Raw genomic sequence first — 19,065 nt, 5'->3', positions numbered from 1 at the left:
TAAAAAAGAGTGAGCACGATGCTCACCCTTACTTTTGCTGCTCTTCCTTGTAATCACATTTAATGCACTGAACTTGGACACCCTTTTTCAATTTCTTTTCCACTAGCAAATTGTCACATTTTGGACAATTTCGTGGTAAAGGTTTATCCCAAGAGAGAAACTCGCATCCAGGGTATTGATCACAACCATAAAAGATACGCCGCTTTTTGCTCTTGCGTTCAATGATATTTCCTTCCTTACAGGTAGGACATTTCACGCCGATATCCTTAACAATCGGCTTAGTGTTCCGACAATCAGGGAAATTGCTACAGGCCATGAATTTTCCATAGCGTCCCATTTTAAATACCATTGGGCTGCCACATTGTTCACAATCTTCACCTGCAGGTTCATCTTTTATTTCAACCTTCTGCATTTCCACTTCAGCTATTGCGAGATGCTTTTCAAAATCACGATAAAATTCATCAATGATTTTAATCCAATTTACTTTCCCATCCTCGATATTATCAAGATTTTGTTCCATCGTAGCAGTGAAATCAACATTCAGAATCTCCGGGAAAAACTCCCAAATTAATTCTGTGACAATTTCTCCTAACTCCGTCGGTATAAATCGTTTATTATCTAATGCAATATATCCACGTTTTTGGATGGTATCCAAGGTTGGAGCATAGGTGGATGGTCTACCTATTCCTAATTCCTCTAAAGTTTTAACCAGTCTCGCTTCCGTATAACGTGGCGGCGGTTGAGTGAAATGCTGTTTGGGTTCGATATCTTTTTTTAACACCTTATCTTTACTTACTAAGTCAGGCAACATTTTTTCGCGTTCTTCAGTTTGGTCATCCGTTCCTTCAACATACACTTTCATAAATCCAGGAAACTTGATTTTTGAACCTGTAGCTCGGAAAGTTACGTCACCATTTTTCAAATCGACACTCATTGTATCCATGACCGCTGAGGCCATTTGACTCGCAACAAAACGCTCCCAGATTAATTTGTATAAGCGAAGTTGATCGCGCCCTAAGAACTCCTTCAAGCTATTCGGTTCACGACCTGTACTGGTTGGACGGATTGCTTCATGGGCATCCTGTGCATTGGTTTGCTTCTTTTCCTTCCGCTTTTCAGTTTGCAAATAAGCATCACCGAAGGTACTTTTAATATACTCCACCGCTTCATTTTGAGCGAGATCAGAAACCCTCGTTGAATCTGTTCTCATGTAGGTGATTAAACCAACTGTTCCTTCAGATCCAAGATCGATCCCTTCATAAAGCTGTTGAGCAAGCATCATCGTTTTCTTAGCTCTAAAGTTCAACTTACGTGCTGCTTCCTGCTGCAAGGATGAAGTCGTAAATGGCAAAGCCGGATTTCGTCTTCGTTCCTTCTTGGTCACGGAGTCAACGGTAAAGGAATTCCCTTTAAGTTTGGCTAATACCGCCTTTACTTCAGCTTCCGTTTTAAGCTCGACTTTCTCGTCGCCTATCCCATAAAAGCTTGCTTCAAAAGCTTCGGTCCCTTTTAAAAACTCAGCGGAAATCGTCCAATATTCTTCTGGGACAAAATCTTTAATTTCCTTTTCACGATCCATGATGAGTTTAACGGCGACAGATTGAACTCGGCCGGCGCTTAAACCCTTCTTCACCTTTTTCCATAAAAGTGGACTAATATTATAACCCACTAATCGGTCTAGAACCCGTCTTGCTTGTTGAGCATCCACCAAGTCCATATTAATTGGCCGTGGGTTTTTAAATGATTCCGTAATCGCGTCCTTAGTGATTTCATTAAATACAACGCGACAATCGGAATGAATATCGACATTCAAAGTGTGAGCTAAGTGCCAGGCAATAGCTTCACCTTCTCTATCGGGGTCAGCCGCGAGAAAGATTTTTTTCGCTTTTTTGGCAGCTGTTTTTAATTCCTTCAATACCGGACCCTTACCGCGGATCGTTATGTATTTTAAGTCATAGTTATAATTATCATCTATGTTTACACCCATTTGGCTTTTTGGCAAATCGCGGACATGGCCCATAGATGCTTTCACTTTATATTTTTTCCCAAGATACCGTTCAATCGTTTTAGCTTTTGCTGGTGATTCAACGATTACAAGATAATCTGACATCCAGTAGTCCTCCTTAGAGGGATTATTCGCAAATCTTCATTTCAAGATATTGGTTAAATAAATTAATCACTATTATTGAACAAACAAATTCAATTTGTCAATTAAAAATAAAAACAGAAAACGTTTTCACATACATAATCGAAAAAAAAGTATGAAACACACGATGAATATCTGTTGCAAAATGTATAACAGATTGGCAATAATTTCAACCTTTTTTATAAAAATAATTTAAAAAAGTCATTTTTTTGTAAGATTTATCATGCTAAACAAAGCCATTAAAATGCTAATTCCTCCGTAATATCCTGAACTGTTTTCACGAGCTTTGCACCCTGTTGGATTAATTCATTGGTCCCAACAGATAGTGGATTTAGAATACTTCCCGGAATCGCAAATACCTCTCTTCCCTCATGCAATGCATAATTGGCGGTAATTAAAGAGCCACTTCTTTTTTCTGCTTCGACAATTAATGTGCCACTGCTTATTCCGCTAATGATCCGATTTCTGAGCGGAAAATGCCATCGTTCTGGTCTTGTGTCTGGTGGAAATTCTGAAATTATTAATTGTTCGTTTAGCATCCGTTGTGCTAGGATTAGATTTTCCTTTGGATATATATGATTAATTCCACCAGCTATCACTGCAATAGTTCGTCCACCATAGTTCATTGCTGTTTCATGACTAATTGCATCAATGCCCCTGGCAAGGCCGCTCACTATCGCATATCCTGACCGGATTAAATCTGGAAATAACAGTTGAATCGCTAGTTTCCCGTATGTTGTGGCTTTTCTTGCACCCACCACTGCGAGTTTCTTTGGATGATGTAACAAATTGATATCTCCTTTTGCAAATATCACCCACGGTGGTTGATAGATTTCTTTTAGTAATGTTGGATAATGATCATCAAAAATAGTAATCGGGATGATGCGGCTACTTCCATAGCCTTCGAGGAGAGATATTGTCGAATCCAGTTGTAGATCTTTGTAGGGTGTTGAGCGTGTAGGAAGAAGGAAATTTTGTTTCAGCTCTGCAATTGTAAATTCGTTTATTGACGAAAGCGTCGGATCAGCTTTCAAAATATGATAAATCGCATTCCAACCGACACCCTTCCAATGATGCAGCAAAAGGAGCTTTTGTCTAAATAAATCCATATCCATCAAAAAACCTCCAAGTGAAATGATTCACAAAATATTCAAAATAGAAACTGACATGGAAAGAAATAAAGACTGGTGATAGAGGAAATCTACATGAGGATAAGAGGAAAACTTATCCGTGTTAAATCACACCGTGATAAGTCCTCCCCTTTACTTTTTTACTAGAAGCTGTTAAAAAAGTTCTGACTCACTCTTAATGAGTTCGACACTTTTCGTATAAATCCTTTTCTTTTAACACTTGAATTAAGGTTTCGCCCATAACAGATGGTGTGTCTGCCACTTTTATGCCACATTCATTCATGACGCGGATTTTTTCATCAGCAGTCCCTTTACCGCCCGAAATAATCGCACCAGCATGACCCATCCGCTTTCCTGGAGGAGCAGTACGTCCGCCAATAAATCCAACGACCGGCTTAGTCATATTTGCTTTAATCCACTGAGCAGCTTCTTCTTCCGCTGTACCGCCGATTTCGCCAATCATGATGACTGCATAGGTGTCAGGATCTTCATTGAAAGCGCTTAACACATCGATGAAGTTTGTCCCATTTACAGGGTCCCCACCGATTCCAACAGCTGTTGATTGACCAATTCCGGCCTGTGTTAATTGATGAACCGCCTCATATGTTAACGTTCCAGAACGAGATACAACTCCTACATGGCCTTTTGTATGAATATAGCCTGGCATAATCCCAATTTTACATTCATCAGGAGTAATAACACCTGGGCAGTTTGGACCTACTAGGCGAGTTTTCTTACCTTCCATATAACGTTTAACTTTTACCATATCCAACACTGGAATATGCTCAGTTATACAAATAACAAGATCAAGTTCAGCCTCAACAGCTTCTAAAATAGCATCTGCAGCAAATGGTGCCGGCACATAAATAACGGAAGCAGTTGCACCAGTCGCCTCAACAGCTTCTTTCACCGTATTAAATACTGGAACACCTTCAACTTCAGAGCCACCTTTTCCAGGTGTAGTCCCACCAACGATTTTTGTTCCATATTCTAACATTTGCTTTGTATGAAATAATGCGGTTGACCCTGTAATACCTTGCACAATCACTTTTGTATCTTTATTGATATATACGCTCAACGTAAATTCTCCCTTCTAATCCTATTTCGACACTAGGGAAACGATTTTTTGTGCCCCATCTGCCATCGATTCCGCTGCAATGATATTTAATCCTGATTCTCCAAGGATTTGCTTGCCAAGGTCAACGTTTGTTCCTTCTAAACGAACAACAAGTGGCACTTCTAGACCAACCTGTTTCGCTGCTTCAATGACACCTGTAGCAATAACATCACATTTCATAATTCCTCCAAAGATATTAACAAAAATACCTTTAACGTTTGGATCAGAAAGAATGATTTTGAAGGCTTCTGTAACTTTCTCAGCAGTCGCACCGCCCCCAACATCAAGGAAGTTCGCGGGTTCACCGCCATAATATTTGATAATGTCCATTGTTGACATCGCAAGTCCTGCTCCATTTACCATACAACCGATATTTCCGTCTAAGGAAACATAACTTAAGTCGTATTTTGAAGCCTCGATTTCTTTTTGATCTTCTTCATCAAGATCGCGATATTCCAATACATCTTTTTGTCGATATAAAGCGTTTGCATCAAAGTTTAACTTAGCATCTAGTGCCATTACTTTACCATCACCTGTTACAACAAGTGGATTAATTTCAGCAATGGAACAATCCTTTTCGATAAACGCTGTGTACAAACCTAGCATAAATTTAACCGCTTGGTTTACCAGAGTATTCGGAATATTAATATTGAACGCAATGCGGCGAGCTTGGAAAGCAGTTAAGCCGACAATTGGGTCAATTTCTTCCTTAAAGATTTTTTCAGGCGTTTTTTCAGCCACTTCTTCAATTTCTGTTCCACCTTCTTCTGATGCCATTAATACCACATGAGAAGTCGCACGGTCCAACACTAGACCTACGTAATATTCTTTCTTAATGTCGCAGCCTTCTTCAATAAGTAAGCGTTTTACTTCTTTTCCTTCTGGTCCAGTTTGGTGTGTGACTAAAGTTTTGCCTAGGATTTCATTTGCATATGTACGCACTTCATCTAGGTTCTTTGCTACCTTAACGCCACCGGCTTTACCGCGGCCTCCAGCATGGATTTGTGCTTTGACCACACAAACTTTTGTCGATAATGATTTTGCTACTTCTACTGCTTCTTCAACTGAAAAAGCCACTTTCCCATTCGGTACGGATACCCCGTAAGTCTTGAGGATTTCTTTCCCTTGATACTCATGGATATTCATTTCCCATCCTCCTATCAAACTCTTAAAAAATAGACTGCGTGAAAATATTGTATAAAAAGTATTGCTACTATGTCTACCAATATAACATAAAATTTCATAAATTTGTTATAATTTTCAGAATTTTTTCATATTAATAATATTTTAAATATTAAAAATTTTATTATTTAGGAAATGCCCACAAAAAAGAAGCCGACTCATTCGCTATAAAAGTACATTTATCATAATGAGTCAGCCTCGGCTAAGATTCCATGTTAATTGCCTATGTAATCTTTAATGGGTGCAAAGCTTTTACGATGATAAGAGGTGATTCCGACCGTTTTAATTGCCTCTAGATGCTCCTTTGTTCCATAACCCATATTGTTTACAAAACCATAATCAGGATATTGTTCATGCAGATTTTTCATCATCCGATCTCTTGTGACCTTGGCAACGATTGAGGCTGCAGCAATCGAAATACTCTTTGCATCACCTTTAATAATTGCTTCATACGGGTATGGCGTGGTGAGCTTCATCGCATCAATAAGCAAAAAATCAGGCTTAGTTGAGAGCCCCGCAACACACGCTAGCATCGCTTTTTTCGTTGCTTCATATATATTAATTTGATCAATTTCCGCTGCTGAAATAATGCCAACCTGATAGGCAATGGCTTGTTCTGTAATTTGTGCGTAAAGCTCCTCACGCCTCTGTTCGCTAAGCTTTTTGGAATCATCCACCCCCGGTAAATAGATGTTTTCTGGTAAAATTACGGCTGCAGCAACAACCGGGCCAGCTAGTGGTCCCCGCCCCACTTCGTCGATACCCGCAATATACTGATAGCCTTGTCTGCGAAGCTTCTGTTCATATTGACTCATTTCCAAGAATTTTTCGCGGAGTTGCTTTCTGTGCTCCTGCTCTTTTTGCCATCTTGCAAGCAATTGCTGAACTCCCTTGCGATCGTCTTCTTGTAAGATTTTAATAAAATCTAACTGTTCATTTTCTTGTATAGTTTTTAAGCGCACTTCAATTTGGCTAATTGTTAATTTTTCCATGTCGCAATTCACACCTTCAAAATCAAAATTCAAATTTAATTATACTAAAAAAAGGAGGGAAATTTTATTTATTATTGAATTTGTTATATTAGGAAAAAGGAGGACGATTATGATACATAAACCAAGATCAAAACCGCGAATTCTTCTCTTTAATGAAGCCATTCTCGGCAGAATCCCAGCCAATCATCCAAAGGTCCCGATGATTCTCGACAGCATTAACAGGCACGAAGCAGGCTATGCTGGAGAGCGAAAACTCGATTATTATCTGGAGCAACTTCCCCAAAACTACTATCAAATTCTCCAAGACCTTCGCCTACATAACGGTCATTCATTCTTCCAGCTTGATTCATTCCTATTGACTATGAATACCATCATTTTAGTAGATTCGAAAAACTTTGCTGGAAAATTAGACTTTGACCAGCACTTCGATCAATTAATTCAAAATGCTGAGATTGCTTATGAAAACCCAATTCTTCAGGGAAAACTTCATGCTCGCGATATGCAGAATTGGCTGTTAACACATCAATTCCCTTCTGTTCCAATTGAATATTTAGTTGTTTTAACTAATAATAACTGCCTAATTCAGTCTGTAGAGGATCCAGCAACCCTATTTCGTGTCTGCCGCGGACGAAGCGTTATCGGGCGCATTGAAGGTCTGACGAATCAATATGCTAATGCTCCTAATGTGCTTAGCCCTGAACAATGCCGCCAACTCATCGATCTATTATTAGCAAAACATACTGACCCCGTCTATGATCTTGAAAAAATCTATAACATTTCTCGGTCTGAACTTAAGAGTGGTGTCCATTGTCCTATATGTCTGTTTCTTGGCTGTATTTATCACCGCGGCAAGTGGATTTGTCCTAAATGTCGCTGCGAATCCAATCGCGCTCATGTGAAAGCTCTTCGTGATTATTACTTATTGCATGGCCCTTCGATTACCAATCAACAGTTTTGTGAGTTTTTACATTTCCCATCAATGGGTCTTTCCTATAAAAAACTAATTTCCTTGAATTTACCAAGTACTGGTCCAAAAAAGACGAGAATCTATCAACTTAATTGGGACATTCTTCAGGAGTGAAAATTTTTATCCGACGAATTTTGGTGTTTGTCCGCCATTTTGGGATGTTTGTCCGACTTTTCGGAGTGTTTGTCCGACGATTTTTGCAGTTTATCCGACGATTTGGGCCATTTATCCGAATTTCGACCAAATTCGACAAACTTACTCACCTACTCAGCCTGCAATCCCGCCCAAAAAAAGAACCAAATCTCGATTTTACTCGAAATTTGGTTCTAATTCACTAGTTTGTTTCGACGCTGCATCAGCTTCCGCCTGTTTCTCCAGGTCGCTCGGTTTTTCAAACGATAATCGTCCCAACTTTTCTGTCCGTAGCTCACGGATAACAAGCTCTGACACCTTATCGTAATCTACCAAGCCTCCACCAGCCAAACAGCCGCGATTACGTCCGACTACATCGAACAGCTCAACCGTTTCTTCCGGAACATCGACAAGCTTAAATCGTTCCTTAAGCCGATCTGGATATTCTCGTTCCAAATAGCGCAAGGCGAAATGGGCAAGGTCGTGCATATTTAACAAAGTATCTTTAATTGCACCTGTTACGGCCAGCTTTAGACCAACCTCTTGATCGTCGAATTTAGGCCAAAGAATCCCCGGTGTATCCAGCAGTTCTAATTCTTTACCAACCTTAATCCATTGCTGAGCCTTCGTCACACCAGGTGTGTTTCCCGTCTTCGCGATATTTTTTTTCGCTAAACGGTTAATCAAGGTGGACTTCCCTGCATTAGGAATGCCGACAATCATAGCGCGGATTGCGCGGGGTCTAACTCCCTTCGCCTTCATCCGTTCAAATTTTTCATTCAAAAGCTTTTTAGCCTCGGCTACGATTTCTTTCATGCCTAGGCCAGCTTGAGAATTGATCGCCAACGCCGCAACACCTTGATCTTTAAAGTATTGAATCCATTGATTGGTGATGTCTTTGTCGGCCATATCTGCTTTATTTAATAACACGAGTCTTGGTTTGTGTTGAATAATCTCGTCAATCATTGGATTTCTTGATGAGAAAGGAATCCTCGCATCAACAAGCTCAAAAATAATATCGACAAGCTTCAGCTTTTCGGTAACTTCACGGCGAGCTTTCGCCATATGTCCGGGGAACCATTGAATCGTCATACCTATGTCACCCCTTTTTTAAAAATAATTCTAGAATGGGCTTGCCACAAAACGGCTCGGTCTCGTCCTTAATCTAGTCCACAAGTTGCATGTCTTTAACTGGCCAATAAAGGATGTTCGTTTTTCCAAGCACTTTTTCCATCGGAATCGTACCAATGTGACGGGAATCCTTACTATAGCGGCGATTGTCACCCATAACAAAAAGCTCACCCGCAGGCACCTTGGTTTTACCGATTTTTTCTTGCAATGTAAATGGCTCAGTAAGTGGTCCATCAATCACGGCCTTTTTATATTCTGCCAGATAGGGCTCTTGATAAGCTTTCCCGTTTACATAAAGAGTGTCATCTTTATATTCAATCTCATCACCAGGTAATCCGATTACACGTTTGATGTAATCCTTACCTTCTGGAGCATGAAAAACGATAATATCAAATCGTTTAGGGTCACCAATTTTATAGCTGAATTTATTAACAATCATCCGATCCTGATTATGAAGAGTCGGCATCATCGATAATCCATCCACTACAATCGGTGCAAACAAAAATGTACGAATAATAGCTGCTAAAATTACTGCGATTACTAAAGCCTTTGTCCATTCCCAAAGTTCGTTTTTCTTCTTAGTCATTCGTTTCCCCACCAATCTCCAACAAAAAAGTATCAGTACATATTTATTTTACATAAGTTAGCAACAATTAACACGATGGGAAGCAATTTTTTTGTTAATTTTTTTCTATCATTTACTGACAAAAATAGGGGCTTGAAAAATCCCAAGCCCCCGATTCTTGCTATTAACGAATTTCTTTAATACGAGCTTTTTTACCACGTAATTCACGTAAGTAGTAAAGTTTCGCACGGCGTACTTTACCGCGACGTAGAACTTCAAGCTTCGCAATTTTTGGTGTGTGTACAGGGAATGTACGCTCAACGCCTACACCGTAAGAAATCTTACGAACTGTAAAAGTTTCGCTGATTCCACCACCACGACGCTTAATTACAACACCTTCAAAGATCTGAACACGCTCACGAGTTCCCTCGATAACTTTTACGTGTACACGTACAGTATCACCAGGACGGAACGCTGGAAGATCAGAACGAAGTTGTTCTTTAGTAATTTCATTGATTAATGCTTGCATCGTATTCAACTCCTCCCACAGATGCTCTTGCACTCCTTCTAAATGATGCAGCGGAACATCGTTATCAAGACAATAGACTTTACAGTCCAAGTCACAAAAGATATCTTATCACAAATAGTGCCCATTCGCAATAGTTATTCCTGCTGTTTTTTAAACTCTGCTAACCATTTTTGCTGCTCGTCTGTCAGCTCAATATCCTCTAGCAAATCAGGTCTTCGCAAGTAGGTTCTTCGCAGCGATTCCTTCCTGCGCCACTCTTCAATTAATCGGTGATTCCCAGACATTAACACCTCTGGGACCTTCAAACCACGGAAGTCTGCCGGCCTTGTATAATGTGGATGTTCAAGATAGCCTGTGCTGAATGAATCCTGCTGATGGGATTCTTCGTTCCCAAGCACACCAGGAAGCAACCTGACCACACTATCAATGATCACCATTGCCCCAAGCTCTCCCCCGGTAAGAACATAATCTCCAATCGATATTTCGTCTGTGATTATATGCTCGCGAATTCGTTCATCATAGCCCTCGTAATGACCGCAAATAAAGATTAAATGCTCTTCTTTTGCGAGCTCCTCCGCTTTTTTTTGATGAAAACGTTCCCCTTGTGGACAGAGCAAAATAACCCGAGGCTTACACGGATGCTCCGCGTCGTCAGCCTTGGTCAGATCTGTCACCGCATCAAAAATTGGCTGTGGCTTCAAAACCATTCCAGCTCCGCCCCCGTAAGGATAATCATCGACAGTCTGATGTTTGTTATCTGAGTACTGGCGAAAATTCACTGGATTGTAGGTAACAGCACCACTATCAGCTGCCTTTTTTAAAATCGATTGGGAGAACACGCCGGAGAACATTTCCGGAAAAAGCGTGAGAACATCGATTTTCATCATGACAGGAGCCCTTCCATCGGCTGAATCAAAATGATTTTCTCTTTGACGTCGACCTTTTTAACAATCTGTTCAATATACGGAATTAATATATCACGACCGCCATTTTTCGGTTTAATTACCCAGACATCATTGGCTCCAGGCGTTAATATTTCGGTCACCTTACCAATTTCAACGCCATCCACTGTGAAAACAAGGCATCCAACGATTTCATGAAAATAAAATTCACCTTCATCTAATGCACCTAGCTGATTTTCTGGTACCTTTAAAACACCATTTTTAAACTTTTCCACTTCGTTGACGTTTTCATAACCTTCGAACACCAATAAGTCAAAATTTTTATGAGTTCGATGTGTTTTCACCGTCAATTCTAATGGATCCTTAGTTCCATCCAAAAATAAAAACAAGCGGTTGCCTGGTTTATAGCGTTCTTCCGCAAAATCTGTCTTTGAAACAATCCGGAGCTCACCTTTAATCCCGTGCGTATTTACGATTTTACCAACATTAAACCATTTTTCCATGTTTGTGTTCACCTCTCTCTAATTTCCGTTACCATGCCATCTTTTACGATGATGGTCGAGCCGGCAAGAAAATCATCCCACCGCTCTCCGACATTTATGTCAACCAGCGCTTGGACTTCGCGTTCCTTTAATTCGCTTCCTATTGGTAGGTTATGTAGTTGTTCGATTTGAAAATCAGCTAACTTGATTTTTTCTTGGCGAGCCTGGATTTCTTTGTCGAAATGCTGAATCAGGCTGGTTGGCTGAAATTTTTTCGTTTTTTCGAGCTTTTTCATTTCAAAACGGAGTTGGTCGCATTCTTTTTGGAGCTGGAGCTTTTTGGATTGATATTTTTCAAATAGTTCATGCTTGCTTTGTTCTGTTAAAATTTGTTTAACCACAACTGTTTGCAGCAATTTCATCGCAAGGTTATTCCTCCCCAAGATAAATTGTTGATTTACGCTTCAGACGCTCGCTTTCCGCGGGCAATTAACCTGTCTAGCTCCAGCGGCTAGGGGCTCGGGGTCACAAGCCAATCTGTCCAGAAGGTAAAAAACAACCTTCAGGCCAGCTCGTCTTGTGCCTGTCGCCCCTGTGCGAGCCGCTTCCGCTTTTCTTTTTTTCCATACGAAAAAAGGAGGGTGAGCCCCTCCTTATTCTGAGATTTCTAAAAAAATCTTCTTCTGTTGTGATGATCCTGCTGCATAGACTACTGTTCTAATTGCCTTCGCAACGCGCCCCTGCTTTCCAATTACCTTCCCCATATCGGTTTTGTTAACTGAAAGCTTATAGGTTACGCGCTGATCCTCTTCAATGACATCAACGGTGACGTCGTCCGGAAAATCAACAAGGGGCTTAACGATCGTTTCAATTAGTTGTTTCATAAGAATCTCGAATTACTTGCTGTTCTTAACATTATGGAATTTTTCCATAATGCCTTGGTTAGAGAAAAGGTTACGAACTGTATCAGATGGCTTCGCGCCTGTTTGTAACCATTTAAGAGCTAATTCTTCATTGATATCAACGATCGCTGGATTTGCAACTGGGTTGTAAGTTCCAACTACTTCAATGTAACGTCCATCACGTGGTGAACGAGAATCTGCTACTACAACACGATAGAAAGGAGATTTTTTTGCTCCCATACGTTTTAAACGAATTTTTACTGCCATTTTAAAAAAGCACCTCCGAATAGTTTCACACAAGATATTATATTACCAATGAATAAAAAGTTTGTAAAGTGTTTTTTCTTAACACCTAAAAATTGGCTAGCTAATCTTATCCAAATGGGTTGAATGGAAGCTTAAAGCCACCCTTTTTCTTCCCTTTTTGCTGCATATTTGTCATTTGCTTCATCATTTTCTTCATGTCTTCAAATTGCTTCAATAGGCGATTAACATCTGGAACCGATGTCCCGCTCCCTTTGGCAATCCGCTTTTTGCGATTTGCATTAATGATTTCAGGGTTAATTTTTTCTGCCTTCGTCATCGACTGAATAATCGCTTCGACATGAGAAATTTGTTTTTCATCAATTTGTACGTTGTTTAAACCTTTAATTTTATTGGCGCCTGGTAACATTTTTAAAATATCCTCAAGCGGACCAAGATTACGAACTTGACCAAGCTGATCAAGGAAATCGTCCAATGTAAAGGATGCCGTTCGCATTTTTTGCTCTAGCTCTTTCGCCTTTTCCTCGTCAACACTTGCTTGGGCCTTCTCGATTAGGGTTAATACATCACCCATACCAAGAATCCGTGAGGCCATCCGCTCTGGATGGAACGCCTCCAGCGCATCCATTTTCTCACCAAGACCAACAAATTTAATTGGCGTATTTGTTACAGAACGGATTGAAAGGGCAGCACCACCACGAGTATCACCATCAAGCTTCGTTAACACAACACCCGTCAAACCAAGTGTATCATTAAAGCTTTGCGCTACATTGACAGCATCTTGACCCGTCATCGCATCAACAACGAGGAAGATTTCATCAGGTTTTGATAACTCTTTGATTTGCTTCAGCTCATCCATCAGATTTTCATCGATATGTAAGCGACCAGCAGTATCAATAAGCACGTAATCATGGTGCTCTTCCTTAGCCTTAGCAATGGCTTGTCTAGCAATTTCAACCGGGCTCACTTGATCACCCAGTGAGAAAACTGGCATATTTAATTGTTTACCTAGCGTTTCAAGCTGCTTTATCGCTGCGGGACGGTAAATATCAGCTGCTACCAGCATCGGTTTACGATTGTATTTCTTGCGTAACAAATTGGCAAGTTTCCCGGTTGTTGTCGTTTTACCAGCACCTTGCAAACCAACCATTAAAATGACTGTTGGTGGACGATTGGCAACGGCAATCTTACTTTGCTCACCGCCCATTAGCTCGGTTAATTCCTCTTTAACGACTTTAATAACCTGTTGCCCTGGTGTCAGGCTTTTCAGTACTTCCTGTCCTTGAGCACGCTCACTAACCTTTTTAACAAATTCTTTTACTACTTTAAAGTTAACGTCTGCCTCTAATAGGGCAAGACGAACTTCGCGCATCATTTCCTTTACATCCGCTTCAGAAACCTTACCCTTACCACGAATTTTTTGGATCGTATTTTGCAGTCGGTCGGCTAATCCTTCAAATGCCATTCCTTTTGCCGCCCCCTAATCTAATTTTTCAATATCGGCAATTGCTTCAAGTAACTCCTGTTTAGACGGAGCGTCATTCGTAAGCAGTTCTTTAACCTGAGCAAGTAGTTGATTGCGTTCTTGGAATTTCTTGAACAAGGCGAGTTTTTCCTCGTATTCTTCAAGCATTGCTTCCGTTCGCTTAATGTTATCATACACTGCCTGCCGGCTTACGTCATACTCTTCAGCAATTTCTCCAAGGGAAAAATCATCTAAATAATATAGGGACATATAGCTGCGCTGCTTTGGCGTTAACAACGATTGATAAAAGTCGTACAAGTAATTCATGCGTGTTGTTTTTTCAAGCATCGCCGTTCCCCCTTGTTAAGTGAAAAGCCTTTACATCGTAGTTTACACAAAAACGACGTATTGTGTCAAGATACGCCTGTTTTTTCATGTGACAATCTAGCAATCTTTTACCTTTTCATACGTTTCTTTATTACAGATGATGAACATTTTTGCATTTTCAGCAATCGGCTCGTTTGATCTGCGGGCAATATCCAAATTGCTTCCATCGGATATAAGCGTTGCCCCTAAATCAAATAACTCCATCGCAGCCTCTTTATACGTTTTCCAATGCGGCTTTTTATATATTTCATAGATATTTTCTTCATCAGCATTACTAAGCAATTTTTTAAATAGGCGGCTAGAACCAGGATAAATAGCAGCCTGGGCCATTAATCTGGACACTGATTCCTTCGCTAGCACAAATTCATCAACTTTAGCGTATTCAAATAGAGAAATATGATGCTCCTTCATAATTTCCACGATCGTATAAATACTTTTTTGATAATGCTTCGAGATGGCCTCCACCCTTGAGGCAATCAGGAGCGTTTTTCCATCAGCAAACTCCGAAAGTTCGATTCGCTCATCCGTAAAAACGGAGACGGATTTCGATTCAAGAATATTTGCTTTGAGCAGCACCGATTCATCCGCGGGATCGCCACTAATAAAATGAACGCGGTCATGGTCAATGGGACATTTATCAGCATTGTCGATAATGACTATTTCGGCCTTTTGCTCCGTACAGCAAATTTCCTCAAGCACATTTTGCATTTTTTCCTTTGAAGAACCAATTAATATGTAATGACCAGACCCGGAAAATTTCAATTTACCTTCCTCCTTGAGCTTACGATATAAGCTAAAGCTTTCAAAAATCTTCCCGATGATCAGCCCCATCGCTCCAATGCCGATTGTATACAAAATCAGCATCGTAAACAGCCGGCCGAAAAAGCTTGTTGGATAAAAATCACCATAGCCAACCGTTACAATCGTTGTCATCGTCCACCACAGCGCATCAAAATAGCTTGGGAATGTCTCTGGTTCAACGCTCTTGATGATAAAGCTACAAACCAAAATGACTAAAATTGTTAGCCCTACCAATTTTTTTAAAGGAACCTTACTAAGCTTGGAAAATATCTTGTGTAAAAGCCACATTGTAACCCTCCGTTACTCGCGTTTTACTGGATTCCAATCGGTAAAAAGTAAGATAAATTGTCCGTAATGGCATTCCCAACTCGTAAACCAATACCTCCAGGTCGACCATTCACTAAAAAGCTTCCGATGATCCAATGCCCTGTTTGCTGCCCTTTTTCTGAAGCAAAGGAAACGGTAGGGAGCTCTATATGTTGTTGAAATATCGGCGTGTATCCAGTATATGACGTTTGCTTGTCCGCCATTTGCAAATGGCCAGTGCCATCATATATCTCAACCGTATCGCCTTCACGACCAAAGCTAGGCTTTTTTACGAAAGCTTGACCATTAAGAAGAAAATAGTCTGGCTCTAAGTATGTCGGCAAAAAATGCTGTGCAATCCACTCATGCTCCATGGGAGTAAAAAAATCATTTCTTTCCTGATGCAAACCCCAGATTACTGCTTGAACTGCTTTATTTTGTAATAAAAATGCAGACGGAGGATTAATCAGCTTAAGCTTGCCCTCTGCAACCAAATCCAAAAGCCAAACTCCGATAGGATTTCCCTCGTCATCTTGATCCTCGATTAAATTTTCAATTGGGAAGGTTTGCCGATAAAGCAGATCAATCTTATTTCCAAGTTCATCATAAAGACCATCACCTTTAATGATTTGCAATTGATTAAGTGGAACAAACCGAGATGGTAGTTGACATAGCTCCTGAAGATAACGTGCTGTATTAAAGTCTTCTAAATGGTCATCATGTGCCGTAAACACGAGATGAGCTGGATATTTATCGCCTAACACCGTACTAATACTAGACTGAATCGCATTAGCTAAGCGATTTTCCATCCCAGCATTCGGGTTCTTAACGGCAAAATCTTTACAAATCAATTCATTTATTGAAAATATTTCTTTGATAAAGGTAGGGGTATCGGCGTTTATTTCAAGACATTTAAAGCTGTCGCCGCTTTGAACAAGGTCCAGTCTAGCAATCACGCTTGCAGCTGCAGGAGACAAAAGCCGAACAAAAGAGAGAGTTTCCCGAGGGAAACCCATTTCAAGTAGGATGTCATCATCAGCCACACGAAGCAGTTTTGCCGTTTTGAAAAAAATTTGACCAATTCGATTGGTGGCTTCATGAACTTTAGAAACAAAATTTTGGTTGGTGCGAAATACATCATATAAAGCATATTCCTCACCATAAAGATCCGGCCAAAACTTTTCCACCCTACTGTAAAATTGTTGACGATTGTTCTGGTAGGTTGAAGGCTTCATCGAAATTCTCCTTTTAGTCGGCCTCGATTTCCTTTACGTAGACCACATATACGCCTCTGTCCTCATCAATTTCAGTTGAAGTCGTATAAACCTGACCAACAAATGGAATATCGACCACATCCTTGAGCAGATAACGAATGACCTCAAAGTGGGATTCACACGGGCGGACATGGAGTAGCCGGTAATTCTCTTCTGGAAGAGAACTGCGAAACTCCACATGCAGCCCCTTGCCATGATAATCTTGTTCATCAGACAGGCGGTGATTAGAACCCATTTCTTCTAAAACAAGAATTTCTTCCTCACCCTTCATTTCATTTGAGGTCAATTGGTATTGAAGTCCTTTCATAATGAAATATGTACACAATTGCCGGGCGTAAAATTCATCCTCACCAACGTCGGAACGATGGTATTCATAAAACGGCTCATAATCGCCATTACCACGATCAATAAAATAAGTAAGTATACGCAATGATTACACCTCCATACTAACGATTAGTACGTTAAACACTTCGCGACAACCCAGCCAACAGCGATTGCTAGTGAGAATAGCATAAATCCAACTGCTCGGTTATCTTCCTTAATTGCATTTTCGATGCTGAAGCGAATCGTCAAAACTTCGGCTAAAATAAAGAAAATGATTTGGGCGACAATCCCAACACCACCCCAAATTGCCATATCGACTAATGATACTGAGTTTTCTGCTGCTGAACCAAGGACAACCGCTAAACCTAAAAGTTTTCCTCCTAAGGACAGGGCTGCAGTCAAATTTTTCTCAGCAATTAATTGAAATTCCTTTACCTTGGTTGTTGTAATCTCAAAAAGAAAGATCCCGACCACTAGTAACCCAAGTGAGACTAACAAATACAATGCAAAATTAATGTATAAATCCATTATCATACCTCTTTTCTCGAAGTTTAACCTCCAAAGCTTTTCGAACCACTACCAAAACCGCTGCTCGCCTTGCCTCCACCTTTGAAGGAACTACTTTTTTTGTAACTAGAATAACCTTTATTTTTGTATAGAGACGATTTTGATGAATAGTATGAACCACCATAGTAATAGTGACCATAATATGATGATTCATATTCGTCACATTCCCAGACACCATCATCGCTATCCCATTCCCAATCGTTACAAGCAGTATCATCTGGAACCGGTGGTAAATCATCATTTCCACAGCCGGAAAGGCCAAAAGCAAGTGCCGTTGTAGAAATACCCGCCATTATTCTTTTTGTTTTCTTCATATGCATCCTCCTTCCTAACATTTATCCTTCACTATTTTATCATGATTAGAATTTATTGATTACTAAAATTTTACAAAAATATTAATAATTTGTTAGTTTTCATCCTTTCAATACGATTGGTTTCTCTCCAATAAAAAAGACTGCTGAGAACACCCCTCATGCAGTCTTGATATTATCATGTCACCTTCAAGCTTCTTCTTCAATTTGTTCAGCAAATAAACCGTATACGTATTTCTCTGCGTCAAATTCCTGAAGGTCGTCCATTTTTTCACCAAGTCCTACGAATTTAACTGGAATGTCTAGTTCGTTTCGAATCGCAAGAACGATACCACCCTTGGCAGTCCCATCAAGCTTCGTTAATACAATCCCGCTTACATTGGTTGCTTCCTTGAACGTTTTTGCTTGAATCATTGCATTTTGCCCAGTAGTTGCATCTAGTACAAGTAAAACCTCATGCGGTGCACCAGGAATTTCCCGTTCAATCACCCGCTTAACCTTTTCAAGTTCCTTCATCAAATTTACCTTGTTTTGAAGACGACCTGCCGTATCACAAAGAAGGATATCGGCGTTACGTGCTTTCGCTGCTTGAATGGCATCATACATTACAGCGGCGGGGTCTGAACCGGCTCCCTGTTTAATCACCTCAACGCCAACGCGTTCGCCCCACACCTCTAGTTGTTCAATCGCACCGGCCCGGAATGTATCTCCTGCTGCCATTAGCACGGTTTTACCTTCCGATTTGAATTTATGACCAATCTTACCGATCGTTGTCGTTTTACCAACGCCGTTAACACCTACGAATAGAATGACCGTCAAGCCTTGCTCCTGGATATTCAAATCAGAAGAAGCATCTGAGCTTCCGCCTTGATAGATATCGACCAATTTTTCAGAAATAACATCTTGAACTTCCTTTGGGTCCTGGATGTTTTTCCGTTTTACTTCCATTTTCAATTCGTCAATAAGCTCCATGACGGTATCAAAGCCAACATCGGCTCCAATCAGAATTTCTTCAAGCTCTTCGAAGAAATCCTCATCAACCTTGCGATAGCGGGCCACAAGATCATTTACTTTTCCGGAGAAATTATCACGGGTTTTCGTTAAGCCTTGCTTAAACTTTTCTGTTACCGTATCCGCTTGCTGAGAAATCTTATCTTTTAATTTTTTAAAAAAACTCATCTTCTCACTT

General features: G+C 40.3%; 22 protein-coding genes. 1 reads left to right on the top strand and 21 read right to left on the bottom strand.

The annotated features are described in order from the left end of the window. Positions 1–28: 28 nt before the first annotated feature. From topA to HHO41_RS04265, 5 genes are all read right to left on the bottom strand, one after another. The gene (gene topA / locus HHO41_RS04285; protein ID WP_169095829.1) at positions 29–2,110 is read right to left on the bottom strand and encodes a type I DNA topoisomerase; all 2,082 of its coding nucleotides are present in this window, start codon (positions 2,108–2,110) and stop codon (positions 29–31) included. Between the two features lie 275 nt (positions 2,111–2,385). Beyond that, positions 2,386–3,255 carry a DNA-processing protein DprA gene (dprA, locus tag HHO41_RS04280; protein WP_169096067.1) on the bottom strand — a complete coding sequence of 290 codons (870 nt, stop codon included), beginning with the start codon at positions 3,253–3,255 and terminating at the stop codon, positions 2,386–2,388. A 196-nt stretch (positions 3,256–3,451) separates the two neighbouring features. Further along, entirely contained in the window at positions 3,452–4,354 is a 903-nt protein-coding gene (sucD, locus tag HHO41_RS04275) for a succinate--CoA ligase subunit alpha (RefSeq protein ID WP_169095827.1), read from the bottom strand. Between the two features lie 21 nt (positions 4,355–4,375). After that, the gene (gene sucC / locus HHO41_RS04270; protein ID WP_169095825.1) at positions 4,376–5,539 is read right to left on the bottom strand and encodes an ADP-forming succinate--CoA ligase subunit beta; all 1,164 of its coding nucleotides are present in this window, start codon (positions 5,537–5,539) and stop codon (positions 4,376–4,378) included. 251 nt (positions 5,540–5,790) lie between these two features. Continuing rightward, positions 5,791–6,567 (bottom strand): ribonuclease HII, encoded by a 777-nt coding sequence (locus HHO41_RS04265; RefSeq protein ID WP_169095823.1) that lies wholly within the window; start codon positions 6,565–6,567, stop codon positions 5,791–5,793. Positions 6,568–6,676: 109 nt separating this feature from the next. Here HHO41_RS04265 and HHO41_RS04260 point away from each other — a divergent pair, with 109 nt between their 5' ends. Continuing rightward, the gene (locus tag HHO41_RS04260) at positions 6,677–7,648 is read left to right on the top strand and encodes a nuclease-related domain-containing protein (RefSeq protein ID WP_169095821.1); all 972 of its coding nucleotides are present in this window, start codon (positions 6,677–6,679) and stop codon (positions 7,646–7,648) included. Between the two features lie 195 nt (positions 7,649–7,843). On the opposite strand, the gene ylqF is transcribed toward HHO41_RS04260, so the two are convergent. From ylqF to ftsY, 16 genes are all read right to left on the bottom strand, one after another. After that, entirely contained in the window at positions 7,844–8,758 is a 915-nt protein-coding gene (gene ylqF / locus HHO41_RS04255; RefSeq protein WP_169095819.1) for a ribosome biogenesis GTPase YlqF, read from the bottom strand. A 73-nt stretch (positions 8,759–8,831) separates the two neighbouring features. After that, complete coding sequence (gene lepB, locus HHO41_RS04250; RefSeq protein ID WP_169095817.1) at positions 8,832–9,383, bottom strand: signal peptidase I; 552 nt, start codon at positions 9,381–9,383, stop codon at positions 8,832–8,834. A 163-nt stretch (positions 9,384–9,546) separates the two neighbouring features. Then, positions 9,547–9,891, bottom strand: a complete 345-nt coding sequence (gene rplS / locus HHO41_RS04245; RefSeq protein WP_169095815.1) for a 50S ribosomal protein L19 — start codon at positions 9,889–9,891, stop codon at positions 9,547–9,549. 134 nt (positions 9,892–10,025) lie between these two features. Beyond that, a complete protein-coding gene (gene trmD, locus HHO41_RS04240) occupies positions 10,026–10,775 on the bottom strand; it encodes a tRNA (guanosine(37)-N1)-methyltransferase TrmD (protein WP_169096065.1) in 750 nt (249 codons plus the stop codon). Beyond that, positions 10,775–11,296 carry a ribosome maturation factor RimM gene (rimM, locus tag HHO41_RS04235; protein WP_169095813.1) on the bottom strand — a complete coding sequence of 174 codons (522 nt, stop codon included), beginning with the start codon at positions 11,294–11,296 and terminating at the stop codon, positions 10,775–10,777. The genes trmD and rimM overlap by 1 nt, the downstream gene beginning before the upstream one ends. An 8-nt stretch (positions 11,297–11,304) precedes the next feature. Beyond that, positions 11,305–11,697, bottom strand: a complete 393-nt coding sequence (locus HHO41_RS04230) for a YlqD family protein (protein ID WP_169095811.1) — start codon at positions 11,695–11,697, stop codon at positions 11,305–11,307. A 231-nt stretch (positions 11,698–11,928) separates the two neighbouring features. After that, complete coding sequence (locus tag HHO41_RS04225; protein ID WP_169095809.1) at positions 11,929–12,159, bottom strand: KH domain-containing protein; 231 nt, start codon at positions 12,157–12,159, stop codon at positions 11,929–11,931. A 12-nt stretch (positions 12,160–12,171) separates the two neighbouring features. Beyond that, positions 12,172–12,444, bottom strand: coding sequence for a 30S ribosomal protein S16 (gene rpsP, locus HHO41_RS04220; protein ID WP_169095807.1), 273 nt, complete (start codon positions 12,442–12,444; stop codon positions 12,172–12,174). A gap of 106 nt (positions 12,445–12,550) precedes the next feature. Further along, a complete protein-coding gene (gene ffh, locus HHO41_RS04215) occupies positions 12,551–13,906 on the bottom strand; it encodes a signal recognition particle protein (protein WP_169095805.1) in 1,356 nt (451 codons plus the stop codon). Positions 13,907–13,921: 15 nt separating this feature from the next. Then, positions 13,922–14,254 carry a putative DNA-binding protein gene (locus tag HHO41_RS04210; protein ID WP_169095803.1) on the bottom strand — a complete coding sequence of 111 codons (333 nt, stop codon included), beginning with the start codon at positions 14,252–14,254 and terminating at the stop codon, positions 13,922–13,924. 96 nt (positions 14,255–14,350) lie between these two features. Next, positions 14,351–15,382, bottom strand: coding sequence for an ion channel (locus HHO41_RS04205; RefSeq protein WP_169095801.1), 1,032 nt, complete (start codon positions 15,380–15,382; stop codon positions 14,351–14,353). 23 nt (positions 15,383–15,405) lie between these two features. Next, a complete protein-coding gene (locus tag HHO41_RS04200) occupies positions 15,406–16,635 on the bottom strand; it encodes a glutathionylspermidine synthase family protein (RefSeq protein WP_169095799.1) in 1,230 nt (409 codons plus the stop codon). A gap of 13 nt (positions 16,636–16,648) precedes the next feature. Then, entirely contained in the window at positions 16,649–17,104 is a 456-nt protein-coding gene (locus tag HHO41_RS04195; protein ID WP_169095797.1) for an RNA helicase, read from the bottom strand. A gap of 23 nt (positions 17,105–17,127) precedes the next feature. Then, a complete protein-coding gene (locus HHO41_RS04190) occupies positions 17,128–17,526 on the bottom strand; it encodes a DUF350 domain-containing protein (protein WP_169095795.1) in 399 nt (132 codons plus the stop codon). A 23-nt stretch (positions 17,527–17,549) separates the two neighbouring features. Beyond that, positions 17,550–17,879, bottom strand: coding sequence for an aminotransferase yhxA (locus tag HHO41_RS04185; RefSeq protein WP_169095793.1), 330 nt, complete (start codon positions 17,877–17,879; stop codon positions 17,550–17,552). A 186-nt stretch (positions 17,880–18,065) separates the two neighbouring features. Next, entirely contained in the window at positions 18,066–19,055 is a 990-nt protein-coding gene (gene ftsY / locus HHO41_RS04180) for a signal recognition particle-docking protein FtsY (protein WP_169095791.1), read from the bottom strand. Positions 19,056–19,065 lie beyond the last annotated feature (10 nt).

The organism is Bacillus sp. DNRA2 (assembly GCF_012843265.1).
Classification (GTDB): domain Bacteria; phylum Bacillota; class Bacilli; order Bacillales; family Cytobacillaceae; genus Bacillus_BU.
The sequence above is the reverse complement of the archived record's forward strand: the minus strand, read 5'-3'. Positions and strand labels throughout refer to the sequence as shown.